This window comes from Achromobacter denitrificans NBRC 15125 (genome assembly GCF_001571365.1).
GTDB classification, from domain to species: domain Bacteria; phylum Pseudomonadota; class Gammaproteobacteria; order Burkholderiales; family Burkholderiaceae_B; genus Achromobacter; species Achromobacter denitrificans.
In genome coordinates this window covers 119598-143595 of the sequence record NZ_BCTQ01000014.1, presented here as the reverse complement: position 1 = coordinate 143595, position 23998 = coordinate 119598, and the positions used below count along the sequence as shown (strand labels likewise).

Here is a 23998-nt window from a genome sequence, read left to right as displayed (position 1 = left end):
GCGCTGGAACCTTCGCTTGCAGCATCGGCCAGGCGATTCGGGTAGCATCTCGCGGATCGATAACAAGGAGAATCCGATGCAGACGAACGAGATCGAACCCCCGCGCGTTGCGCTGGTCACCGGCGCCGGCACCGGCATAGGCCGCGCGGTGGCGCTGGAATTCCTGGCGCAGGGCTATCGGGTCGTGTTGGCCGGCCGCCGGCGCGATCCGCTCGAAGCGACCCGCACGGCGGCGGGCGAGGACGGCGTGCGGGCGCTGGTGGTGCCCACCGACGTATCGGATGAGCAGGCGGTGCGGGAATTGTTCGACGTTACCCAGCGCGAATACGGCCGGCTGGACGTGCTGTTCAATAACGCGGGGCGGGGCGCGCCGGCAATGCCGATCGAAGAGCTGCCGGTCTCCGTCTGGCGCGAAGTGGTCGACACCAACCTGACCGGCATGTTCCTGTGCGCGCAGGCCGCGATCCGCGTGATGAAAGCGCAGAATCCGCGCGGCGGCCGCATCATCAACAACGGCTCGATCTCGGCCCATGCGCCGCGGCCGTTCTCCATCGCCTACACCGCCACCAAGCACGCGGTGACGGGGCTGACCAAGTCGATTTCCCTGGATTGCCGGCCCTACAACATCGCCTGCGGCCAGATCGACATCGGCAACGCGGCCACCGACATGACCGAGCGCATGGCGGCGGGCATCCTGCAGGCCGACGGCAGCACGAAGGTGGAGCCTCGCATGGACGTGGCGCACGTGGCGCAGGCGGTCGCGGCGATGGCGCGCCTGCCGCTGGAGGCCAACGTGCAGTTCATGACCATCATGGCCACCAATATGCCCTTCGTCGGGCGGGGCTGAAAACGCCTACGGCCCGCGGCGGCCCGTCCGTCATGGACGAGCCGCGGCAGGCTGCGATGCCCTCTCCGGGCAGCGCGCGACGCGCCGCCCCGACCGCCCGGTCAGTTGGGAGAGGCCTGGGCCAGCATCTGGCCCGGTTGCATATCCAGGTAGCGGCGGGCGCCCACGTAGCGCTTGGCCCAATAGGAATTCTGCATTTCATCCACGCGGACCTTCGTGCCGCGGCGCGGCGCATGGACGAATTTGTTCTGGCCGATATAGATGCCCACGTGCGAGGTCACGCCGCGGCCGCGGGTGGCGAAGAACACCAGGTCGCCGGGACGCAGTTCCTTCTTGTTGCCGACGGAGGCGCCGGCGGTGCGCTGCGCGCGGGCGGTGCGGGGGAGTTCCAGTCCGGCGATCTCGCGGAAGACATACAGGACCAGGCCGCTGCAATCGAAGCCCTCGGCGTCGTCGCCGCCCCAGCTGTAGGGGGTGCCGATCGCTTCCAGGCCCGCCTGGACCACGCGTTCGCGCAGGGTGGGGACCGTGGGCTCCTGCGCCAGGCGCAGGCCGTTGAGGGTGGGGCGCGCCTGCTCGGACTGGAGCGATGCCTGGGCGGCGTCGGGCATCCAGGAGAGGGTCAGCGCAAGAATGGGGGCAGACAGGAATACGGGAATGCGGAAATTGGCAGTTCGGGCTTTTCGCGTGGGCGGCGTCATTACGTCACTTCAGGAATCGGAGTGGGCGGCATGGCTTTGCCTGGACAGGCAAGCCGGCGGAAAGGGGCGTTTCCGGGACGCATGACCCCGGAATGCCATGACATTGTAATGGAATAATGTTTCATTACATTTGTAGTGCAATGCAGCATTCTTGTCCGCAGACGTTACCGCGGGCCGGGCGCGGGGAAGGCGGGCGGCGCGGCCGGAGGGCGCCGGGAATATGACGCTTTTTCTACCGCGGGCTCGGGCATAATCGTCGGAATCGGCCCCTGCGGCCCGCCAAGCCGCGAGCGGCCGCTGAAACACATAAGAAAGCGGAGTAAAGCTCGATGATGAACGCAGTACACCCGTTGTCCTCCATGAACCGGCCCGACCCCTTGCCCTTCGAGCCTTTCCAGGACGCCGTGTCGGCGGTGGATCGGCTGATCGAAATCTATGCGCGCAATACCGCTTTCCTGCGCGCCGCCTTCCGCGACGTCCTGAAGGGCGCCACCAACGGGCGCGAGCGGGCCCGCGCCTATTACCCGGCCATCCGCATCGTCGTGGAAACCTACGACCCGATCGATACGCGGCTGTCCTACGGCCACGTGGCCGAGCCCGGCATCTACCAGACCACGATCACGCAGCCGGCGCTGTTTCGCGACTATCTGATCGAACAGGTGGGGCAGCTGCTGCAGAACCACCGGGTCGCGGTGGAGGTGGGCGAGTCCGATTCGCCCATTCCCCTGCATTTCGCCTTTCCCGAGGGCGCCTATGTCGAGGGCGAGCACCTGGAGGCGCTCAAGCGCCCCTTGCGCGACCTGTTCGACGTGCCGGACCTGGCGGTGACCGACGACGCCATCGTCAACGGCTCGTGGCGCGGCAAGGAGGGCGAACCCAAGCCGCTGGCGCCGTTCACCGCCCAACGCGTGGATTACTCGCTGCACCGGCTGCAGCACTACACCTCGACCGCCCCGGCGCATTTCCAGAACTTCGTCCTGTTCACCAACTACCAGTTCTACGTCGACGAGTTCTGCGCGCGCGCCCGCGCGCTCATGGCCAGCGGCAACGAAGACTATGACATGCTGGTGGAGCCGGGCAACCGGATCACCCGGCGCGGCGAAAGCGGCCCCGGCGACGAGGACCAGGCGATCCGCCTGCCGCAGATGCCGGCCTACCACCTGGTGCGGGGCGACCATTCCGGCATCACCCTGGTGAACATCGGCGTGGGCCCGTCCAACGCCAAGACCATCACCGACCACATCGCCGTGCTGCGCCCGCATGCCTGGCTGATGCTGGGCCATTGCGCCGGCCTGCGCGATTCCCAGCGGCTGGGCGACTACGTGCTGGCGCACGGATACGTGCGCGAAGACCACGTGCTGGACGACGACCTGCCCACCTGGGTGCCGGTGCCCGCGCTGGCCGAAGTGCAGGTGGCGCTGGAGCAGGCGGTGGAAGAGGTGGCCGGGCTGTCGGGCTGGGACCTGAAGCGCATCATGCGCACCGGCACGGTCGCCACCATCGACAACCGCAACTGGGAACTGCGCGACCACCTGGAGCTGGTGGAGCGCTTTGCGCAATCCCGGGCGATCGCGCTGGACATGGAATCCGCCACCATCGCGGCCAACGGATTCCGGTTCCGGGTGCCCTACGGCACGCTGCTGTGCGTGTCCGACAAGCCGCTGCACGGCGAACTGAAGCTGCCCGGCATGGCCAGCGCGTTCTACCGCCGCCAGGTGAACCAGCACCTGGAAATCGGCATCCGGGCGCTGGAGCGCCTGCGCGACATGCCGCCGGAACGGCTGCACTCGCGCAAGCTGCGGACCTTCATGGAAACGGCCTTCCAGTAGGCGGGCCGTGGGCGGGCGGGACGGGCGCTTGATCCGTCTCCCTCCAGGCCCGATTTCTCCTGTCGGGGCCTCTTGCGCTATTCTCGCCGGTTGCTTGGAAATCCCGAGGCATCCGGCGCGCCCCGCGCCCGTGCCTTCATGACCTGAAGGAATGCATTTTGGCACCATCGGAACACGATGAACGCCGCGCCGGCGGCGCGGGCGCGGCGCAGGCCGACCGGCCCTCCGAACTGCGCCGCTCCCTGTCCGCGCGGCACCTGACGATGATCGCGGTGGGCGGATCCATCGGCACCGGGCTGTTCGTGGCCTCGGGCGCGACCATCGCAAAGGCCGGCCCGGGCGGCGCGCTGCTGGGCTATGTGCTGATCGGGATCATGGTCTATTTCCTGATGACCAGCCTGGGCGAGCTCGCCGCCGCCATGCCGGTATCGGGCTCCTTTTCCACTTATGGCGCCCGCTATGTCGAAGACGGCTTCGGCTTCGCGCTGGGGTGGAACTATTGGTACAACTGGGCGGTGACGGTGGCGGTGGACCTGGTGGCCGCCCAGCTCGTCATGGCGTACTGGTTTCCCGACGTGCCGGGCTTCTATTGGAGCGCCTTGTTCCTGGCGCTGACTTTCGGGCTGAACGCGATGTCGGCCCGCGGCTTCGGCGAGGCGGAATTCTGGTTCGCCCTGATCAAGGTGGTGGCGGTGCTGGGCTTCGTCGCCATGGGCGTGATGATGCTATTGGGCATCATCCGCGGCGGGGAGACGGGCGGCCTGGCCAACTGGACCGTGGGCGACGCGCCGTTCGCCGGCGGCTTCGCCGCGCTGATCGGCGTGGCCATGGTGGTGGGCTTTTCCTTCCAGGGCACGGAACTCATCGGCATCGCCGCGGGCGAATCCAAGGACCCGGCCCGCAACCTGCCGCGCGCGGTGCGCCAGGTGTTCTGGCGCATCCTGCTGTTCTACGTGATGGCGATCCTCGTGATCGGCCTGCTCATTCCCTATACCGACCCGCACCTGCTGCGCAACGAGGTCGAGGACATCAGCGTCAGCCCGTTCGCCCTGATCTTCGAGCGCGCCGGCCTGCTGGGGGCCGCTTCCGTGATGAACGCGGTGGTGCTGACTTCGGTGCTGTCCGCCGGCAACTCCGGCATGTACGCGGCCACGCGCATGCTTTACAGCCTGGCCCGCGACGGCAAGGCGCCGCGGATCTTCGGCCGCATCTCGCGCAACGGCGTGCCGCTGTGGGCGCTGCTGGCCACCACGGCCGTCGCCGCGCTGTGTTTCTTCACCTTCATTTTCAGCCCGAACGCCGTCTATATCTGGCTGCTCAATACTTCCGGGATGACGGGCTTCATCGCCTGGCTGGGCATCGCGATCAGCCATTACCGGTTCCGCCGCGGCTACGTGAAGCAGGGCCACAACCTGGCCGATCTGCCCTATGTGTCGCCGTTCTTCCCGTTCGGCCCGATCTTCGCCTTCGTGCTGTGCCTGATCATCACCCTGGGCCAGAACTACCAGGCCTTCCTGCAGGACAGGATCGACTGGGGCGGTGTGGTGGCGACCTACATCGGCATTCCGCTGTTCCTGCTGATCTGGGCGGGCTACCGGCTGGCGCGCGGCTCGCGCTTCGTCAGCTACCGCGACATGCGCTTCCCCGACGCCCGGGCGCGCAGCCTGTACCTGGATTCGGCGCTGCGCGGGGATCCGGCCGCGGCAACGGAGTAGGACGGGCGTAGCGCGAGGCAGAGGCTGGAAGAAGGCGCCCCTCTCAGCGCGCGCAGCCCATCGCGGGATCCAGGGGCGATCCTGCCGGCCGTCCCGAACAGCCGGCCCGAATGCAGCGGAAATTGCATTGCACGACGGTGTCGGCCAAGGTGCCTTCGCACGGAACGCGGCGCTCCAGCACCGCGCCCATGCTGCCGTCTGTCGTGCCGCTCGACCGCGAAGCGGGTTCCCAGGACGGTGATCCGGGCTTCGGCGGTGACCACCGTGAACGGCCGGGCGGGGTCCTTGGCCACGTCCACCAGCAATTCGCCCTGCACGAGTTCGAGTTCGCGCCGGGATCCGTCCTGGCGATAGTTGACGGCGCTGCCGCTGCCCAGCGCGAGACGGTTGCCATCGGCCAGCGTAGGCGTCCGCCATTGGCCCGGCGCCGTATGGACGTCGGCGGCGAATGCCGACTGCGATTGATGCTGCACGGACAGCCAGCCCGCCGATCGACAACGCCATGCCGCGCCGGCGGCGGGACGCCTGCCTACCCTTGGCAAGCGCGTGTTGCGCCGCTTGCGCATACAAAGGCGTACAGGTGGCATTGAGTATCTTAGTTCTCTTCCCGGGAAGATCGCTCCAAATTCCGCGGTTGCTCACGCGCCTGCTCCTGGGGCAGGCCAACTTGGGCCGTCACTGTCTCCTCGTCGATCTTGCTTGGGCGATGCTCCTGCTCTCCCTGTGAGCCGCCCTCGGCATGGGTAATGGCTTCCTGCAAGCCTCGTTTGATGCTGTTGAATGCGATGCCCATAATTTCGCTCACTCTTTGCTTCAAACTTCCCAGGGGTTGATGACATCCAGGCCCGGATGTTGGAAATCCCGTTCGTTGCGCGTGACCAGTGTCAGTCCGTGCGCGAGCGCCGTGGCCGCCAGCAAACTGTCGATGGCCGGCAACGCGCGTCCCGCTTGAGCCACCAAACGTCCCCAGCAATCCGCGACGGGTTCGTCGATGGCCAGCACGCGGCCGCTGAAGAACCGGGGAAGCTCAACTTCCAGCCAGTCCAGATAACTGCGTTTTCGTTCGCCCTCCGGCATCAGTTCGATGCCTTTGCGAAGCTCGCCCATCGTCAGTGCGGATAGGAATAGTGTTGTGGCGGGGCGCTGCTCCAACCACCTGACCACGTTGCCGTCCGGTTGCTTTCGACGCAACTCCGACAGGACATTGGTATCCACGAGATAGCTCAAAGTCCTTCCTCGCGCGTCGGGCTGTCGTCACGGGGAAAGGCGAGGTCTTCATCTCCGGCCAGCGGAGAGCGGCGCATGAAGGCGACCAGAGATTCTCCCGTGCCTGAAAGTTTGTCGAAGTCCGCCCGAGAGAGCACGACAGCCACAGAACGGCCGTGCACGGTGATTTCCTGTGGACCTTGGGTTCCGGCCGCTTTGACGACTTCGGACAAGCGGGATTTGGCTTCTTGCATTTGCCAGACGTGCATGTTGCCTCTCCTTATTCTGACTAGAATAGTCAGATTTTACGAGGCGGTCTTGGTGGTGGCAATCGGGAATACATGCCGTTCTTTGTTTGCTGTGTTTTTATACAGTAAAACGTCTGGGTGAAAAACGACATCGAGCGGGAATGACTGAGCATGATGGACATCCAGACGTTCGCCAACCCAGCGGAAGTTCGGGCGCTTCCGAACTTCGTAGAGAACAACCCGCTCACGAGGGGAAGCGGCTCTTAGCGCTGGAGGCTTCCTTATTCGACAATGACCTTCTGCTTTTGTGTTATCTGGTTCAGGAACCGGCCGAGCGGGATGCAATTATGGTGAAGCTGATGAACGACGCAGGCCTGGCCGGGGGACGAAAAAAAGCAAGAGCTTGGTTTTTCGAGAAGGCTCAGGCACTTGCGGCGGCGCTTGGCGTGGATAAGATTGAGCGCTATTGACGGAATAGTTCGACCTATCGCTGTGAGTCTGGAGATGCCCTGACAGTTCGCAGCCCGTCACTCAATGTTCTGCGCCTGCTCGCGCATCTGCTCGATCAAGAGCTTCAGATCCATCGCAGCGCGGGTGACGTCCATGCTGCCGGCCTTGGAGCCCAGGGTGTTGGCTTCGCGGTTCATTTCCTGGAACAGGAAATCCAGGCGCTTGCCGGCGCTGCCGGCCTGCTTCCTGCCCGATGGCTTGCCGCTGCCGTCGGTGAGGAGGTGTTGCAGTTCTTCCAGGTGCGAGCGCAGGCGAGACAGTTCTTCGGCCACGTCGATGCGCAGCGCGAACAGGTTGGCTTCCTGCGACAGGCGCTCCGAGAGTTCGGCGCCGGAGATGTGGGTGAAGCCGCCGGGGAAGGCGGATTCCACGCTTTCGCGCAGCTTGGCCGCCAGCTTGTCGCGATGGTCGGTCAGCAATTGCGGCAGGTGGGTTTCCACGGTTTCGACGATGCGCGCCACGCCGTCGGCGCATTCGCGCATCATGCCGGCCAGGCGCTCGCCTTCGCGCGCGCGGCCTTCCTGCAGCTGGGTCAGGGCCTGCTGGGCGGCCTGCATGCAGGCCGCGCCCCAGGCTTGCGGGTCGAGGGTGTCGTTGGCGCGCTGGCCGGGCCAGTTGAACAGTTCGACCAGGCGCGGAGGCGCGATGTCGGGGACGACGCGGCGCGCGGCCTGCAGCTGCTCGGCCAGGCTTTCGAGCCAGGACGGGTCCAGCTTGGACAGGTCGGCGCTGGCGTTGCGCGTGTAGCAAACGCGGATCTCGACCTTGCCGCGGCCGAGGTTGGCGGTCAACAGCTCGCGCAGCGGCGTTTCCACGTGGCGCAGTTCGTCGGGCAAGCGGAAATACAGATCCAGGAACCGGCTGTTGACGCTGCGCAATTCGAGCGCCAGCGTGCCTTGTTCCAGATCTGCCCGGGCGTTGCCGAAGGCGGTCATGCTGCGAATCATGATGTGCGTGTCCTGGTGATGCTGGTATCGGAAACCGGTTGCGCCGACGCCTGCCGTCCGCGCCGTCGGGGCGGGGAAGGGGCGCCGAACCGGATATATCGCGGCAGGATACTCCAAGCGGCGCTTTCCTGCGGCGCCACCCCGTACAATGCCGCCAATCTATGCCATGTCTGGAGCCTGCCTGTGACCATCGCCCCTTCCATCGCCCGTCCGTCGGGCCGCGCCGTCGACGAATTGCGGCCGTTCAGCCTCGATCGCGGATTCACGCGCTACGCCGAAGGGTCGGTGCTGGTGAAGGCCGGCGATACCCACGTGCTGTGCACGGCCAGCGTATTGGAGAAAGTACCGCCTTTCCTGAAGGGCAAGGGGGAAGGCTGGGTAACCGCTGAATACGGCATGTTGCCGCGGGCCACCCACACCCGGGGCGACCGCGAGGCGGCGCGCGGCAAGCAAAGCGGCCGCACCCAGGAAATCCAGCGCCTGATCGGGCGCAGCCTGCGCGCGGTATTCGACATGAAGGCGCTGGGGGAACGCACCCTGCACCTGGACTGCGACGTGCTGCAGGCCGACGGCGGCACCCGCTGCGCCAGCATCACCGGCGCCTGGGTCGCGGCGGCCGACGCGGTGGCCCTGCTGATGAAGCGCGGCGACCTGGCCGCCAACCCGATCCGCGACGCGGTGGCCGCGGTGTCGGTGGGCCTGGTGGAAGGGCGCGCCGTGCTGGACCTGGACTACCGGGAAGATTCGGCCTGCGACGCCGACGTGAACGTGATCATGACGGGCAGCGGCGCCTTCGTGGAAGTGCAGGGCACCGGCGAGGGCGCGACCTTCACCCGCGCCGAGCTGGACACCATGCTGGTGCTGGCGGAGTCGGGCATCGCCGACCTGGTGCGCGCGCAGCGGGCGGCGCTCCAGGCCTGATCGCGCGAAAGAGCCCTCCCATAGGCGCGAATCGCCGGTGGGAGGGCTTTTTTTGTGGCTTTAATGAAACGTTATTCTTGGATCGCAATGAATGTCGGGATATCCCTTATATTGAAATGTAAATATCTGAAAAATAAAGAGTAAATGGTATTTATGGTGATGAAACGTTGTCAATGAACAGCCAAAAATAGGAATCTGCGTGGTAGCCTTCGCCTGGGTTGTGCAGCAAGAAATTCATTCACATCGAGGCAAATGTGCTGTTAGAAAAAACGTTTCATTCTGGCGCGAGGCCGCCGCTGGGCTCGCTGATCGAGGGCCGGTGGGTGCAGGGCGAGTCCACGTTCACGGTGCTGGACAAGTATTCCGCGACGCCGATCGCCGAGGTGGCCAGCGCCACCCGGGCGCAGGTCGCGCAGGCGGTCGCGGCGACGCATCGCGCCGCCCAGGCGGGCGCGCCGGCGCCGGCCGAGCGGGCGCGAGTGCTGCGCCGCGCGGGCGAACTCATCGCCGAGCGGCGCGATCATTTCGTCGACGTGATGGTGGCCGAAGCCGGTTTCACCGTGGCGGACGCGGCGGGCGAAGTCGACCGGGCGGTGATCACGCTGAACCTGTCGGCCGAGGAAGCGCCGCGCGTGGTGGGCGACGTGGTGCCATTTGCCGCCAGCCCGGGCGCGCACCAGCGCATGGGTTTCACGCTGCGCTTTCCGGTGGGCGTCGTGTGCGCGATCACGCCGTTCAATTCGCCGCTGAATACCGTGTTGCACAAAGTGGCCGCGGCCTACGGAGCCGGCAATGCCGTCGTGCTCAAGCCGTCCGCGTACACGCCGCTGACGTCGGCGTTGCTGGCGCAGGCGCTGCTGGACGCAGGCATGCCGCCGGAGTTCCTGGCGGTGGTGCAGGGAGAGGGCGACAGCGTCGGGACGTGGCTGCTGCAAGAGCAGGACGTGGCGTTCTACACCTTTACCGGCAGCACGCGGGTCGGCCGCATCATCCAGCAGGCCGCCGGCCTGCGCCGCACGCAGATGGAGCTGGGCTCCATCGCCAGCACGCTCGTCTGCGCGGACGCGAACCTGGACCGCGCCATTCCGAAGATCGCGAACGCGACGTTCCGCAAGGCGGGCCAGGTGTGCACTTCGGTGCAGCGCCTGTACGTGGAAGCGCCGCTTGCGGACGAAGTCGCGCAGCGCCTGGCCGAGTACGCGGCCACCTTGCCGGCGGGAGATCCGCGAGACCCGGCCACGCGCATCGGCCCGCTGGTCACGCGCGAGGCGGCGATGCGCACCGAACAATGGCTGCGGGAAGCGCAGGAGCAGGGCGCGCAGCTGCTTTGCGGCGGGCAGCGTGACGGCTCGGTGATTTCCCCCGCGATCCTGACCCGGGTGCCCGAGACCGGGCGCGTCTGGTGCCAGGAGGCTTTCGCGCCCCTGGTGGCGATCAGGCCCTTCGACGATTTCGACGCCGCCATCGCCAGCGCCAACAGCACGCCCTACGGCTTGTCCGCGGGCATCTTCAGCCAGGACATCGACCGCTGCCTGTCGGCGGCGCGCCGCTTGCGGTTCGGCACCATCCAGATCAACGAGACCTCCAGCGCCCGTTCCGACGTGATGCCGTTTGGCGGCGTGAAGGACAGCGGTTTCGGCAAGGAAGGGCCGTGGCACGCGATGCGCGAAATGACCGAAGAGCGCCTGGTGACGTTCAACCCCTGATCCCCGGCCCTTCCGTCTTTCCGGCCGCCGCGAGCGGCGCGCCATCCCTTTTCGCCTGCATTGCCGAACTCATGCAACTCACTGAAATTTCTTCGTTCTTCTGCCCGACCCGCATCCACATGGGCGTAGGCTCGCATGCGCGGATCGCCGACATCATGCGCGCGCAGGGCTGCCGGCGCCTGTTCCTGACCGTGGACGCGGCCCTGCTGCAAGGCGACTTCTACGCCCGGATCCGCGCGCTGCTGGACGCCGAGGGCGTGGCGGCCGCGGTCTACAGCGACATCGAGCCGGATCCCAGCGCGGCGACCGTGGAGCGCGCATTCCAGGTCTGCCAGGCGCACGGCGCCGACATGCTGCTCGCCATTGGCGGGGGCAGCACGATGGACGTGGCCAAGGCGGTTGCCATTCTGGGCACGAACGGCGGCCGCATTCACGACTACGAAGGCATTGAGCGGTTTTCCATTCCGCCCCTGCCGTTGATCGCGATCCCCACCACGGCGGGAACGGGGTCGGAGGTATCCGGCTCCTGCGTAATCACCGACACCGAACGCAATCTGAAGATGTCGATCCGCCATGCCGCGCTGAATCCGGCGCGGGTGGCCATCCTGGATCCGCTGGCGTTGTGCAGCATGCCGGCCGCCGTGGCCGCGCATTCGGGCCTGGACGCGTTCGTCCACGCGTTCGAATCCTATATTTCGCGCCAGGCCAATCCGATCACGGATGCCGTGAACCTGCATGCCTTGCGGCTGATCGCCGGCAGCATCCGGCCTTTCGTCGCCAATCGCGCCAATCTGCAGGCCGGGCTCGACATGCTCTGCGGCTCGGCATTGGCGGGCATTGCCTTCGGCCAGACCGGCCTGGGCAACGTGCACTGCATGGCCCGCTTCGTCGGCGCGTTCTTCCATCTGTCGCACGGGCTTTCCAATGCGCTGTGCCTGCCGCACGTGGCGCGCTTCAACCTGCTGGCCGATCCGGCCAAGTTCGCGCGGGTCGCGCAGGCGATGGGGTGCCAGGTGGATGGCCTGGCGGAGCTGGACGCGGCCGAGCGGGCCGTGCAGGCCATCGACGCGCTGTGCGCGGACCTGGGCATCCCCCGCCGCCTGCGGGATGCGGGCGTGGACGAAGCCCGGCTGAAGGAGATGGCCGAACTGTGCGGGAAGGCCGATTACAATCGCTGGAATCCCCGCCACACCACGGCCGCGGACTTCCACGCCCTGTTTCTTGCATCCTACTGAGCAGGCGGGCGGCGATGACTCGGGCGGCGGGATATCTCTATTCGGGAATCCAATTTGAGCGCAGCAAAGACGACGCCGGCCTCGCGGCCGGCACGCATCACGGTGCACGATGTGGCCCGCGTTGCCGGCGTGGCGATCGGGACGGTGTCGCGCGTGGTGAACCAGGCGCCCAGCGTCACCGACGAGATCCGCGTCCGGGTGCTGGCGGCCATCGACGAATTGGGCTGGACGCCCAGCGCGGCGGCGCAGAACATGCGCGGCGTTGCCACCCGCATGGTCGGGTTCGTGTTTTCCGACATGCGCAACCCGCTGTACTCGGCCATGGCCAAGGGGGCCGAGGACGTGCTCGCGAACGCGGGCTACATGCTGGTCGTGGCCAGCAGCGACGGGCTGGAGTCGCGCGAAACGCAGCTGCTCGATCTGTTCTCGCGGCGCCGCGCCGAGGGCTTGCTGTTTTCCATCGAGGAAGAGTCCAGCCGCGACGTGGCGGCCGCCATTTCCTCGGCGCCGTTTCCCACCGTGATGATAGAGCGCGAACTGGCGCTGCCTGTCGGCGCGGTGGGCGCGGATCACTACACCGGCACGCGCCGGGCGGTCGAGTACCTGCTGGGCCTGGGGCATCGGCGCATCGCGATGATCAGCGGCGGCCGGCGCAATCGGGTCGGGCGAGACCGCAGCCGGGGCTATCTGGACGCCCTGGCGCATGCCGGCGTGGAGTCGGATCCGGCGCTGCTGCGCCTGGACAGCTTCGAGGCGGACTATGGCTATCGCGAAACGCAATGGCTGCTGGCGCAGGCCAGCCCGCCCACCGCCATCGTCGCGCTGGGCAGCCATCTGCTGAGCGGCGTGCTGTCGGCCCTGCGCATGAAGGGCATCGAGGTGCCGGGGCAGATGTCGCTGATCGCGTCCAACGACAGCGAGCTTGCCCAACTCGCCACGCCGGCGATCACCGTGATCCGCTACGACTCCTATCAGCTCGGCCGCGAGGCGGCCTTGCTGCTCCTGCGCAGGCTCGAAGGCAAGGTGGCGTTCGGCGCCGAGGCGCGCGTGGAAATTCCCACGGAATTCGTCCTGCGCGAGTCCTGCGCCGCACCGCCGGCCTGATAACCGCGGCCGGTCCGGCATCCCCGGCGCGGCCAGCTTTCCATTCCTTTTCGCGCGGCGCCGGCCGCCGCCATCCCGGCGGCGCGACCGGCGCGCGCCGCGCATCCCCCACTGAGGTGTTCCCCGCGCGCGTCCGCCAGGCCGGACCGCGGCGGCATGCGCTCGCCCATGCGTTTCAGCGATCGGGCGGGCGCGGCCCGCAAGAGGGAGTGCCCTAGAAAGAATCCGCCCGGAAAGACCGGAACAAGGTCTGCAGCGGCTTTTCCGCAAGCGCGAAACGCTTGCACCCCATGACCATCATCAGAATGAGTAAGAGGAGCAAAACATGCTGAACCGTCTGACGGTTGCATCCGCCGTGGCGTTCGCCACCCTGACCCTGGCCTGCGCGGCGCCGGTTGCCGCCGCCTATCCCGACAAGCCCATCCGCATCGTGGTGCCGTTCAGCCCGGGCGGCGGCACCGACATCCTGGCGCGCCAGCTGGCCGCGAGCGTGGCCGAGTCGGAGAAATGGAATGTCGTGGTCGAGAACCGGCCGGGCGGCAACGGCGCCATCGCCTTGGCCTCCACCGCCCGCGCGCCGGTCGACGGCTACCAGGTGGTGCTGGCGCTGCGCGAGAACATGGTGATCGCGCCGCTGCTGAATACGGAGAACCAATCCTTCGATCCCTTGAAGGACTTCACCGCCATCGCCAACGTGGCCAGCGCGCCGATGGTGGTGGTGGCCGGCATGAATTCCAAGTACGACTCGATCCAGAAGGCGCTTGCCGCCGCCCAGGCGGACCCGGGAGCCCTGCGGTTCGGCACGTCCGGCCAGGGCAGCATGTCGCATCTGCTGCTGGCCATGCTGGGGGCGCAGGCCAAGGCCCCGATGACGCATGTGCCGTACCGCGGCTCGAATCCCGCCATGACGGACCTGGTGGGCGGCCACGTGGACCTGGTCGGCGGGTCGATCGCGTCCGGGAAGTCCTTCATCGATGGCAAGCGGGTGCGGGCGCTGGCGGTGTCGTCGCTCAAGCGGATGCCCAATCTGGCCGAGGTGCCGACGATCGCCGAACTGGGCTATCCCGGTTTCGACGTGGTGACCTGGTACGGCCTGTTCGGCCCGGCCGACCTGCCGCGCGACATCGTGGAGAAGCTCAATGGCGCGGTGAACAAAGTCCTGCGGACGCCGGACATGCAGCGGACCCTGCTCGAACAGGGCATGGTCACGCAAGTGGGGTCGGCCGCGGACTTCGACAAAATGTATCGCGACGACTACGTCACCCTGGGCGCGCAGATCAAGACGCTGGGCATGACCGCGGAGTAAGGGCGCGGGTATCCGCCGGCGGCGCGCGCCGCCGCCGGCTTCAAACAGGGGAACGAGATGGCGGAACAGGAAGTGGCGGGATTCGTGGGGCTGGGCGCGATGGGCGGGGCGCTGGCGCGCCGGCTGGTCGCGGGCGGCGTGACGCTGCACGTGTACGACCCGGACGCGGCGCGGGTCGCCGAGCTGACCGCGCTGGGCGCGATCGGGCATGGCAGCGCGGGCGCGGTGGCGGATGCGGCCGCGACGGTATATGCCTGCCTGCCCGGCGCCGAGGTGAGCATGGCGGTGGCGAAGGAGGCCGGCGCCGGCAAGGCCCTGCGCATCTACGTGGAAACGTCGACGATCGGCCGCGGCGCCTTGCAGGCCATTGCGCGGGAGTTGCAGCCGCGCGGCGTGCTGGTGGTGGACGCGCCGGTCAGCGGAGGCCCCCGCGGCGCCGACGCGGGCACGTTGTCGATCATGGCCGCGGGGGGCGCCGAGGCGTTGGCCGGCGTGCGCCCTCAGTTGCAGCGCTTGGGCAAGCGCGTGTTCGAGGTCGGGGCCGAGCCGGGCATGGCGCAGATGATGAAGCTGGTCAACAACCTGATCTCGGCGGCCAACATGGCCTCGGCCTACGAGGCGCTCGTGCTGGGCGCCAAGGCCGGCCTGGACCCCGACCAGATGGTGGAGATCATCAACGTCAGCACCGGCCGCAATAGCGCGACGGTGGACAAGATCCCCCAATCCGTCCTGACCGGCACGTTCGACTACGGGGCCAGCATCCGCACCATCCACAAGGACGTATCGCTGGGGCTGAAGGAGGCCGAGGCCTTGCAGGTGCCGATGTGGATGGGGCAGAACGTGCGCCAGATATGGGAGTTCGCGCTGACGCAAGGCGGCGCGGACCTGGATTTCACCGCGCTCATCCGCTACATGGAAACGTGGTCGGGCGTGGAAGTGCGCAGCCGGCGCAAGGCGGCGCGGGCGTGAACATGAAAAGAGGAAGCACCATGCGTTTGGAGAACAAGGTGGCGGTCGTGATCGGCGCGGGACAGAGCGCCGGCATGACCATGGGCAATGGCCGGGCGACCGTGCTGCGGTTCGCGCAGGAAGGGGCCCGCGTGCTGGCGGTGGACCGGGACCTGGCCTCGGCCGAGGAAACCCGCGCCATCGCGGTGGGCGAGGGCGCCGCGGATTGCCTGGCGTGGCAGGCCGACGTGCGGCGGGAAGACGATATCGCGGCGGCCCTGCGGGCGGCGGTCGAGCGCTGGGGCCGCATCGACATCCTGCACTACAACGTCGGCATCAGCGTGGCGGGCGGGGATGGCAGCCCCACCGAGATCACGGAGGAAGCCTTCGACCTGATCTGCCAGATCAATCTGCGCGGTTGCGTGATGGCGGGCAAGCACGTGCTGCCCATCATGCGCCGCCAGGGCGCGGGCGTGATCCTGAACATTTCCTCGGTCTCGGCCTGGCAGCGCTATCCCTGGGTGGCCTACAAGGCGACCAAGGCGGCCATGGTGGCCTATACCAAGCAGCTCGCGATCGAAAACGCCGAGCACGGCATCCGGGCGAACGCCATTCTTCCCGGTCTGCTCGATACCCCCATGGCGGTGGACACGCGGGCCAGCGTTTTCGGCCGCGCTCGCGAGGATGTGGTGGCCGAGCGCAATGCGCGGGTGCCGCTGCGGGCGCGCATGGGCACGGCCTGGGACGTGGCCAATGCCGCGGTGTTCCTGGCTTCGGACGAAGCGGGATTCATTACTGGCGTGGAGCTGCCGGTGGACGGCGGGGCGCTCGTCAATATCGTGCGCTAGGGCGCGCATTTTTCTCTTGGAGTATGGCATGGACAGCAATAAGGAATTCAATCCCGTCACGCCCGAAACCGTGGCGGCGGGCCATCGCAACCGGCGCGCGACGCTGGGCGACGACTACGTGGACCAGTCGATCGCGCGGGCGCGGGAAGACGATTTCTTCGCGCCCTTGCAGGAAGCCGTCACGGGGCTGGCCTGGGGCGCCGTCTGGGGCCGCCCGGGGTTGAGCGCCAAGCACCGCAGCCTGGTCACGGTGAGCGTGCTGGTGGCGACGGGCAGGCGCCATGAATTGGCGCTGCACATCAACGGGCTGCTGAACAACGGCTGGACGCGCGCGGAATTGCAGGAAATCCTGCTGCATGCCGCCTGCTATTGCGGCATGCCGGCGGCGGTGGACGGATTCCGCGTGGCCAAGGAAGTGCTGGATGCGCGCGCGGCAAAGAAGGCGTAGGCCGATTCCCGGCTGATGCGCCCGCGGCGGACGGAGGGCCGCCGCGCACTACGACAACGGAGACAATGATGACCTATCGAAAGACATGGGGGAGAGCGCTCGTCCGGACGATTCTGTTCGCGACGGCGCTGGCGGCGGGCGCCGCGCAGGCCGATACCTATCCGAGCCGGCCGTTGACGCTGCTGGTGCCCTTCACCGCGGGCGGAGCGACCGACGTGCTCGCCCGCGCCCTGGCCGAAGGCCTGGCCCGGCAGCTCAAGCAGAGCGTGGTGGTCGAGAACGTGCCGGGCGCCGGAGGCTCGGTCGGCCAGTCCAGGGCGGCGCGCTCGGCCGCCGACGGCTATACGCTGCTGCTGGGCAACGTGGGCACGCTGGCCGCGAACGCTTCGCTCTACAAGAACCTGAGCTACAACGTGCTCACGGATTTCGTTCCGCTGGCTTCGGTCGGCGACGCGCCCCAGGTGCTATCGGTGCGGGCAGGCCTGCCGGCCAGGACGTTCGACGAATTCGTGGCCTACGCCAAGGCCAACCAGGGCACCATGAACTTCGGCACGGCCGGCGTGGGATCGGGGTCGTTCCTCGGCGGCATCCTGCTGAACGCGGCCATCGGCGTGAACATCCTTCCGATCCACTACCGCGGCGCGGCGCAGGCGACGGCGGACGTGATGGCCGGCCACATCGACTATACGGTGGAGAGCAGCAGCACGGCGGTCAGTTCGATTTCGTCGGGCAAGATCAAGGGCCTGGTGGTGCTGCGCGGCGAACGCGTGAAGGTGCTGCCCGGGGTGCAGGCCACCAGCGAGACGTCCTATCCCGACCTGCACTACGACATCTGGAACATGGTGCTGGTGCCCAAGGGCGTGCCCGCGGCGGTGGCCGAGCAGCTCAACGCTTCCCTCAACCAGGTCCTGCACAGCCCGGAGATCCAGGCGCGCTACGCGGAAATGGGGGTGGCGGTGCCGACGGCGGAACATCGATCCCTGAAGGGCTCGGCCGAACTGCTGCAATCGGAGGTGGCGCGCTGGAAGGCGCTGCTGCAAGCGGCGGGCATAGAACCTGGCGCGACCTGAGGCTAGAGGCCGGCGCCGGCGGCGAGGAAGCATCGCCGGCGGACGCGCGCGAGGGGCCGCGGCGCCTGTGCCGCGGCCCTCGCGTTCTCAGGCGGCGGGCGGCAGCAGGGCGCCGATGCGTTCCTGCTTCTCCAGCCCCCAGATGGCGTCGATCAGGCCGCGCAGCTCGGCTTCGGTCGCGGCGCCGGCATAGCGGCCCAGGCTGAGGGTCTTGTCCTCGATCTCGGCGCGGCTGAGCGTGTTGCCCGGATCGCCCTTGGGCTCGTCCACGCGGCTGTGCAGCTTGCGGCCGTCGCGGGTGTAGACGGTGACCTTGCCGATCCAGCGCTGCGGATAGGCGCCGTCGACTTCCGGATCCAGCTCCATTTCGACCCTGCCGCGGAAGGTGGCCACGCCGGGGTCGTCCAGGCCGGCGTCGAATTCGGCCAGGCCGGCGCGGCCCTGGCGGGCGATCAGGGCCAGCACGGTGCCCATGGAGAACTTGGACTGGTGCACGGTCTGGGGATTCACGACCGGGCCGAGCACGTCGATGGCGCCCTGGTGAACGTGGGCGACCACGCGTTCGATGTCGGCTTCGGTCAGGTTGTTGTCCCGCAGGGCCTGCTGCAGCGCGTCCGCGGCCGGATGCGTGTGGCGGCAGGACGCATGGAACTTGAACGAGGTTTCGGCCAGCGCCCAGCGTTCGCCGAGGCGGTCGCACAGGCGGCTGGGGTCGGCGTCGGTGGACATGCCGGCGGCCATGCCTTGCGGGCCTTCGAGGATGTGGCGCGCGCCCGTGAAGCCTTCCTGGGCGAGGTAGGCGGCGGTGATGCCGTCGGCGGCGGCCTTGGCCGTGTGCAGTTGCTTGGAGTCGGCGGCGTCGCGCAGGAATTCCCAGAGGCCGGCGGCCTGCGTGCCGGCCGAGCCCAGCGCGTTCAGCATGGCCTCGGGAGACAGGTTGAGCAGGCGCCCGGCGGTGACGGCGGCCGCCAGCGTGCCGGCGGTGCCGGTGGTGTGGAAGATCTTGTAGTGCGAGCGGCCGAGGAACTCGCCCACGCGGATGCCCACTTCGTAGCCGGCCACGGCGGCCACCAGGAGGTCGCGGCCGGAGCGGCCCAGGGCCTGCGCGACGGCCAGCGCCGGCGGGAACACGACCGCGGCGGGGTGGAACACGGAGCCGTTGTGCACGTCGTCCTGCTCGACCACGTGGGCCGCCGCCGCGTTCACCATGGCGGCGAACAGCGGCGTGGTGCGGCGGCGGGTGATGAGGACTTCGCTGTCGCCGGTGGCCGGGCCCATGGCGGCCGCGTAGCGGTCGATGGCTTGCACGGCGCGGGCCGAGGCGCCGGCCAGGATGGAGGCCAGGCAGTCCAGCAGCAGGTCTTCGGCCCGGCGCAGGACCGGCGCGGGGATGTCTTCGTAGCGCAGGTTGGCGGCGAAGGCCGCGAGTTCGGCGCTCAGGTGCGGGGTGTCTTTGGCAGCGGTCATGGATGGCGGGCGGGTCAGAAGGAGCGGGGCAGGCCCAGGATGTGTTCGGCGACGTAGGACAGGATCAGGTTGGTCGAGATCGGGGCAACCTGGTAGAGGCGGGTTTCGCGGAACTTGCGCTCGACGTCGTACTCGTTGGCGAAGCCGAAGCCGCCATGGAACTGCAGGCAGGCGTTGGCCGCTTCCCAGGAGGCGTCGGCCGCCAGCAGCTTGGCCATGTTGGCCTGGGCGCCGCAGGGCTCGTGCGCGTCGAACAGGCGGCAGGCTTCGTAGCGCATGAGGCTGGCGGCTTCCACGTTGATGTGGGCGCGGGCGATGGGGAACTGCACGCCCTGGTTCTGGCCGATGGGGCGGCCGAAGACCATGCGTTCCTTGGCGTAGGCGGTGACCTTGTCCACGAACCAGTAGCCGTCGCCGATGCACTCGGCGGCGATCAGGGTGCGTTCGGCGTTGAGGCCGTCGAGGATGTACTTGAAACCCTTGCCTTCCTCGCCGATCAGGTTGTCTTCGGGGATTTCGAGGTTGTCGAAGAACAGTTCGTTGGTCTCGTGGTTGACCATGTTGGGAATGGGCCGGATCGTCATGCCGTGCTTGACGGCGTGATGCAGGTCCACGAGGAAGATCGACATGCCTTCCGACTTGCGGGTGACCTGCTCCAGCGGGGTGGTGCGGGCCAGCAGGATCATCAGGTCCGAGTGCTGCACTCGCGAGATCCAGACCTTCTGGCCGTTGATCACGTAGCGGTCGCCGCGCTTGACCGCGGTGGTCTTGATCTTGGTGGTGTCGGTGCCGGTGGTGGGCTCGGTGACGCCCATGGATTGCAGGCGCAGTTCGCCGGCCGCGATGCGGGGGAGGTACTCGCGCTTCTGGGCCTCCGAGCCGTGGCGCAGCAACGTGCCCATGTTGTACATCTGGCCGTGGCAGGCGCCGGAGTTGCCGCCGCTGCGGTTGATTTCCTCCATGATGACCGAGGCCTCGGTCAGGCCCAGGCCCGAGCCGCCGTATTCCTGCGGAATCAGGGCGGCCAGCCAGCCCGCTTCGGTCAGGGCGCGGACGAACGCTTCGGGGTAGCCCCGTTCTTCGTCGACCTTGCGGAAGTATTCGGAGGGGAACTGGGCGCAGAGATCGCGCACGGCTTCGCGGATGTCCTGGTAGGCGTGGGAGGCGTTGGGCATGTGGCTGTATCTGATGGATAAGGGTTCGGTACAGGGTTGAATGTGCCGCAAGCCGCCGTCCCTGCCAATTCACAATTCGTTAATACGGGGTTCCTCTTCGCAAAAGCGCGCTTTCATGACGGGAGTTTGTCAGCGGGGCGGCGGGGTTGTGTCAAGAAATTGCCAAACTGGGTGTCCATAATCCCGCCGAGGCCGCCGCGGGCGGCGAGGTGATACACGGACGGATATGCGGAAAAACATCAGGGTCACGACGGCGGTGTCGGCCATTCTTGCGTTGTTTGTGGCGCTGTTCGCCCTGGCGGCGGCGGCCGGCATCGCCGTGCTGCGCGACAATCGCGCCGATATCGAGGCGCTGGGGCGCGGCAGCATCGAGCGGGCCAGCGACCTGGCGGACATGACGAGCCGGCTGTTCCAGGCGCGCGCTGCGCTGACCGACGCCAAGACCGCCATGGAGGGCGGGCTGGAAGAGGCGCGCGACCAGTCGCTGGCGCAGGCCGACGCGCTGCTCGGGCAGGCCGCGGCCAGCCTGGCGCGCCTGCGAGCGAATCCGGATGCCGGCGCGCAGGGCGCGCCGCTGTTCGAGCAGGTGCTGGCGGCCCACACCGCCTTCGCGGACAAGACCCTGGCGCCGATGCTGGCCGCCATCAAGGGTTGGAACGGCATCGAGGTGAACCGGCTGGTGGACAAGGTGCTGCCGGGCAGCGGCGCGGCCTACGTCAAGCAGGCCGACGCCTACCAGGCCTATGCCCGGGCCCAGGGGCAGGCGGCGGTGGCCGGCGCCAGCCTCACCCTGGAGCGCGTGATCGCGGTGGCGGCGGGCGTGCTGGGCATGGTGCTGCTGCTGGCGCTCCTGATCCGGCTGGCGTTTCGCCGCGGCATCCTGCGGCCGCTGAACGAGGCTGGCGCCCACTTCGACCGGATCGCGGACGGCGATCTCACGGGCGCCATCGCCATGCGCGGCGACAATGAGATCGGCGTGCTGTATTCGGCCATGCGGCGCATGCAGACCGGCCTGTCGGCCGCGGTCGCGTCCGTGCGGCATGGGGTGGAGGAAATCCATACGGGATCGGGCGAGATCGCGGCGGGCGGCGCCGATATGTCGGACCGCACGGCGCGCCAGGCCGGCTCGCTGCAGGAAGCCGCCGCCAATCTAATGCAGCTGGCGCATACGGTCCAGTTGACGGCCGGCAACGCCGACCAGGCCAGCCGCCAGGCGCTGGGCGCCACGCAGCTCGCGCAGCGCGGCGGGCAGGCCGTCGACGAGGTGGTGCAAAGCATGCGCGGCATCGCCGAGAGCGCCCGGCGCATCGGCGAAATCGTCGGCGTGGTCGACAGCATCGCCTTCCAGACCAACATCCTGGCGCTGAACGCGGCGGTGGAAGCCGCGCGCGCGGGCGAGCAGGGCAAGGGGTTCGCGGTGGTGGCGGGCGAGGTCCGCTCGCTGGCCCAGCGCAGCGCGCAGGCGGCCAAGGAGATCAAGGGCCTGATCGAGGACTCCGCCTCGCGGGTGGAGGCAGGCGTGCGCCAGGTCGGCCTGGCCGGCGACACCATGCGCGACATGGTGCTGTCGGTGGACCGCGTGACGCAGATCGTGGCCGAGATCTCCAGCGCCACCGCGGAGCAGGCGGCCGGCATTGCTTCGGTGAACGACGCGGTGGCCGATATCGAGCGGTCCACGCAGGAAAACGCTGCCATGGTGGAGGAGACCGCCGCCGCGGCCGCCGCCCTGGAAGCCCAGGCGCAAGGGCTGCGGCGGGCGGTGGCGGTATTCCGGATCGCCGCGCCGGCCGGCGCGGCGCAGGCTTCAGCTGTCGAGTTGCGGCAGGGGGGCGCCGGCGTAGCGCTCGGTCACCAGAGACAGGTTCCCGTGCTTGACCTTGTGCTTGACGTGGGCGGCGGCCGAGGCGATGTCCTCCGGGCGGATGCGCTCGCATAGGGAGGGCGTGACGGTGAGGGCGCCCACTCCCAGCGTCACGAACGGGAAGAAGCGGGGCACGCCGTAGCGGTCCTCGGCCTCGATCCCGCCATTGCGGCGCCCCGCGTCGTCGTACAGGTCCATGGCGCGCTCGTTGAATTCCGCGATGATGCGGCGGGCGCGGTCCATCCAGTCCGGGCTGCGCAGCAGCACCACGAAATCGTCTCCGCCCACATGGCCCACGAAGTCCCGCTGCGGGTCGCAGTGGCGTTTGATGACCTCGGCGGTCAGCATGATCATGTCGTCGCCGCGCCAGTAGCCGTAGACGTCGTTGAAGGGCTTGAAATTGTTCAGGTCGCCGTAGCAGATCGTGAAGTCGTCCGCGTCGTCTAGCAGGGTGGCGATATGGCGGCTGATGGGGATGTTGCCGGGCAGCGAGGTGAGCGGGTTGGCGTAGCGCGCCGCCTCGATCCGCATCTCGGTCACCGAACGCACCAGGGTTTCGCCGGTGGCCAGGCCGTCGTAGCGGCCGTCGCGGGTGATGATGAGGCCGTCCATCAGGTAGCGCTGGTCCTCGGAGATCAGCACGTGGCTCAATTGGTCGATGGACACGTTCAGGTCCACCAGCACCGGCTGGGCGTTCATGAAGGTCGAACAGGCGTCGCGCCCGAACAGGTCGCGCGTGTAGCGCTGGGCGTAGTGCTCCAGGAAGTCGCGCCGGTTGATGATGCCGACCGGGCGGTTGTCCGCGTCCACCACCGCCACGGCATGCATGTCCTTGTGCTCGATGAACAGGCGGTGCACGTCGTCGTTGGTGTGCTCGGACAGCAGGGCGGCCGGCGCCTGGACGCGCAGGCTGGCCGCGGTGCCGCCGGCGGAGCGCTGCGGCGCGGCCGCCTGGGTCCGCTGCCGCAGCGAATCGCGCAGGGGCGGCGCCAGTTCGGTCAGCAGGGTTTCGTCGGGCCGTCCCAGGAACCAGCCCTGGGCGTAGCGTATGTCCAGTTCGCGGACCACGGCGAGGTCCTCGGCGGTTTCGATGCCCTCGGCCACGACCGCGGTGCCCAGATGCTGCGCTACCTTCAGGATGGCGCGCACCATGTTCTGCTTGCGCTCGTCCTGGCCGATGCCGTCGAAGAAATAGCGGTCGATCTTGACCAGGTCGGGCTGCATCTCGGCCCAGAGCTGGAGATTGGAATTGCCCACGCCGTAGTCGTCCAGCGCCACGCGCATGCCATGCTCGCGCAGGCAGGCGAAGGCGCTGGCCACTTCGTCCATGTGTTCCGAGAGCGGGTCCTGCTCGGTCAATTCCACGATGATGCTGGACGGCGCGAGATCGCAGTCTTTCAGCAGCCGCTGGGGCATTTCCTCGCCCCAGAGGGTCCAGTAATGGATCAGCGCCGAGCCGGACAGGTTCAGGAACAGCATGCCGGCGGCGTCGTGCCGCTGGAAGCCCTGGGCGCCGGCGCGGAAACTGGCCAGTTCCAGCTGCGGATGCAGGCCCTGGCGGCGGGCTTCGGCGAAGAGGGCGTCGGGGAAGTGCAGGGCGGTGTCCGCCGGCCCGCGGATCAGGCTCTCATGGCCGTAGACGCGGCTATGGGACAGGTCGACGACGGGTTGGAATCGCGGGCGCAGCAACCGTTCGCGGAGGATTCCGGCGAGGTTCACGTGCGTGGACGCGCGGTCCCGGTTGGAGGTGGGCGCGCGGGCCGAAGCCGGCCGGGGCAAAGCGTGAATGGGATCCATCGCCGGTGCGTTCAGATACGATCAGTGACAAGTTGGCCATATTGACAACAAAATATGTCTGCGTTGTTGCGCCGACGACTGGCGCGTCATATTCAGCCGACGCCATACG

22 protein-coding genes and 1 pseudogene are annotated in these 23998 nt (G+C 67.9%); 14 read left to right on the top strand and 9 right to left on the bottom strand.

The window, feature by feature from the left end; all coding sequences use genetic code 11:
- The first annotated feature begins 76 nt into the window (after positions 1-76).
- Positions 77-847, top strand: coding sequence for an SDR family oxidoreductase (locus tag ADE01S_RS14030; protein ID WP_062682302.1), 771 nt, complete (start codon positions 77-79; stop codon positions 845-847).
- A gap of 101 nt (positions 848-948) precedes the next feature.
- On the opposite strand, the gene ADE01S_RS14025 is transcribed toward ADE01S_RS14030, so the two are convergent.
- Entirely contained in the window at positions 949-1548 is a 600-nt protein-coding gene (locus ADE01S_RS14025) for a C40 family peptidase (RefSeq protein ID WP_062682301.1), read from the bottom strand.
- Between the two features lie 329 nt (positions 1549-1877).
- Here ADE01S_RS14025 and ADE01S_RS14020 point away from each other — a divergent pair, with 329 nt between their 5' ends.
- Positions 1878-3377 (top strand): AMP nucleosidase, encoded by a 1500-nt coding sequence (locus ADE01S_RS14020; RefSeq protein WP_370511535.1) that lies wholly within the window; start codon positions 1878-1880, stop codon positions 3375-3377.
- A 230-nt stretch (positions 3378-3607) separates the two neighbouring features.
- On the top strand, positions 3608-5092 hold the full coding sequence (locus tag ADE01S_RS14015; protein WP_062682324.1) for an amino acid permease: 1485 nt from the start codon (positions 3608-3610) through the stop codon (positions 5090-5092).
- On the opposite strand, the gene ADE01S_RS31260 is transcribed toward ADE01S_RS14015, so the two are convergent.
- Genes ADE01S_RS31260 through ADE01S_RS14000 form a run of 4 tightly spaced genes read right to left on the bottom strand, consistent with a single transcriptional unit; the run spans position 5002 to position 6567 of the window.
- Positions 5002-5658, bottom strand: coding sequence for a FecR family protein (locus ADE01S_RS31260; protein WP_242663486.1), 657 nt, complete (start codon positions 5656-5658; stop codon positions 5002-5004). The two genes, ADE01S_RS14015 and ADE01S_RS31260, sit on opposite strands and share 91 nt — an antisense overlap.
- 29 nt (positions 5659-5687) lie before the next feature.
- Positions 5688-5897 carry a hypothetical protein gene (locus ADE01S_RS31575; RefSeq protein WP_131828769.1) on the bottom strand — a complete coding sequence of 70 codons (210 nt, stop codon included), beginning with the start codon at positions 5895-5897 and terminating at the stop codon, positions 5688-5690.
- A gap of 8 nt (positions 5898-5905) precedes the next feature.
- Positions 5906-6319 carry a type II toxin-antitoxin system VapC family toxin gene (locus tag ADE01S_RS14005; protein ID WP_062682299.1) on the bottom strand — a complete coding sequence of 138 codons (414 nt, stop codon included), beginning with the start codon at positions 6317-6319 and terminating at the stop codon, positions 5906-5908.
- Positions 6316-6567 (bottom strand): type II toxin-antitoxin system Phd/YefM family antitoxin, encoded by a 252-nt coding sequence (locus ADE01S_RS14000; protein ID WP_062682298.1) that lies wholly within the window; start codon positions 6565-6567, stop codon positions 6316-6318. Before ADE01S_RS14000 ends, ADE01S_RS14005 begins: the two co-directional genes overlap by 4 nt.
- A gap of 140 nt (positions 6568-6707) precedes the next feature.
- Between ADE01S_RS14000 and ADE01S_RS31570 the strand changes: the two genes are divergently transcribed.
- Complete coding sequence (locus ADE01S_RS31570; RefSeq protein WP_131828768.1) at positions 6708-7016, top strand: hypothetical protein; 309 nt, start codon at positions 6708-6710, stop codon at positions 7014-7016.
- A 57-nt stretch (positions 7017-7073) separates the two neighbouring features.
- Here ADE01S_RS31570 and ADE01S_RS13995 read toward each other — a convergent pair whose 3' ends face one another.
- Positions 7074-8003, bottom strand: coding sequence for a YicC/YloC family endoribonuclease (locus ADE01S_RS13995; RefSeq protein WP_062682323.1), 930 nt, complete (start codon positions 8001-8003; stop codon positions 7074-7076).
- 183 nt (positions 8004-8186) lie between these two features.
- On the opposite strand from ADE01S_RS13995, the gene rph reads away from it, so the two are divergent.
- The 9 genes from rph (at position 8187) to ADE01S_RS13950 (ending at position 17589) form a co-directional block, all read left to right on the top strand.
- Positions 8187-8924, top strand: a complete 738-nt coding sequence (gene rph, locus ADE01S_RS13990; RefSeq protein WP_062682297.1) for a ribonuclease PH — start codon at positions 8187-8189, stop codon at positions 8922-8924.
- A 257-nt stretch (positions 8925-9181) separates the two neighbouring features.
- On the top strand, positions 9182-10630 hold the full coding sequence (locus tag ADE01S_RS13985; RefSeq protein ID WP_062682322.1) for an aldehyde dehydrogenase family protein: 1449 nt from the start codon (positions 9182-9184) through the stop codon (positions 10628-10630).
- A gap of 71 nt (positions 10631-10701) precedes the next feature.
- Positions 10702-11865 (top strand): iron-containing alcohol dehydrogenase, encoded by a 1164-nt coding sequence (locus tag ADE01S_RS13980; RefSeq protein ID WP_062682296.1) that lies wholly within the window; start codon positions 10702-10704, stop codon positions 11863-11865.
- Between the two features lie 54 nt (positions 11866-11919).
- Positions 11920-12969, top strand: a complete 1050-nt coding sequence (locus tag ADE01S_RS13975; RefSeq protein ID WP_062682295.1) for a LacI family DNA-binding transcriptional regulator — start codon at positions 11920-11922, stop codon at positions 12967-12969.
- A 325-nt stretch (positions 12970-13294) separates the two neighbouring features.
- Positions 13295-14275, top strand: a complete 981-nt coding sequence (locus ADE01S_RS13970; protein ID WP_062682294.1) for a Bug family tripartite tricarboxylate transporter substrate binding protein — start codon at positions 13295-13297, stop codon at positions 14273-14275.
- Between the two features lie 57 nt (positions 14276-14332).
- A complete protein-coding gene (locus ADE01S_RS13965) occupies positions 14333-15244 on the top strand; it encodes an NAD(P)-dependent oxidoreductase (RefSeq protein ID WP_062682293.1) in 912 nt (303 codons plus the stop codon).
- Between the two features lie 20 nt (positions 15245-15264).
- Complete coding sequence (locus ADE01S_RS13960; RefSeq protein ID WP_062682292.1) at positions 15265-16071, top strand: SDR family NAD(P)-dependent oxidoreductase; 807 nt, start codon at positions 15265-15267, stop codon at positions 16069-16071.
- A gap of 28 nt (positions 16072-16099) precedes the next feature.
- On the top strand, positions 16100-16519 hold the full coding sequence (locus ADE01S_RS13955) for a carboxymuconolactone decarboxylase family protein (RefSeq protein WP_062682291.1): 420 nt from the start codon (positions 16100-16102) through the stop codon (positions 16517-16519).
- Positions 16520-16587: 68 nt separating this feature from the next.
- Entirely contained in the window at positions 16588-17589 is a 1002-nt protein-coding gene (locus ADE01S_RS13950) for a Bug family tripartite tricarboxylate transporter substrate binding protein (RefSeq protein ID WP_062682290.1), read from the top strand.
- 87 nt (positions 17590-17676) lie between these two features.
- Here the strand turns inward: ADE01S_RS13950 and ADE01S_RS13945 are convergent, their stop codons facing one another.
- Both ADE01S_RS13945 and ADE01S_RS13940 read right to left on the bottom strand, forming a co-directional pair.
- Positions 17677-19056, bottom strand: a complete 1380-nt coding sequence (locus tag ADE01S_RS13945) for an MmgE/PrpD family protein (RefSeq protein WP_062682289.1) — start codon at positions 19054-19056, stop codon at positions 17677-17679.
- Between the two features lie 14 nt (positions 19057-19070).
- Complete coding sequence (locus ADE01S_RS13940) at positions 19071-20231, bottom strand: acyl-CoA dehydrogenase family protein (protein ID WP_062682288.1); 1161 nt, start codon at positions 20229-20231, stop codon at positions 19071-19073.
- Positions 20232-20457: 226 nt separating this feature from the next.
- On the opposite strand from ADE01S_RS13940, the pseudogene ADE01S_RS31255 reads away from it, so the two are divergent.
- A pseudogene (locus ADE01S_RS31255) lies at positions 20458-21891 on the top strand (methyl-accepting chemotaxis protein); the annotation flags it as partial.
- Positions 21892-22035: 144 nt separating this feature from the next.
- Here ADE01S_RS31255 and ADE01S_RS13930 read toward each other — a convergent pair.
- A complete protein-coding gene (locus ADE01S_RS13930; protein WP_242663449.1) occupies positions 22036-23889 on the bottom strand; it encodes an EAL domain-containing protein in 1854 nt (617 codons plus the stop codon).
- Positions 23890-23998 lie beyond the last annotated feature (109 nt).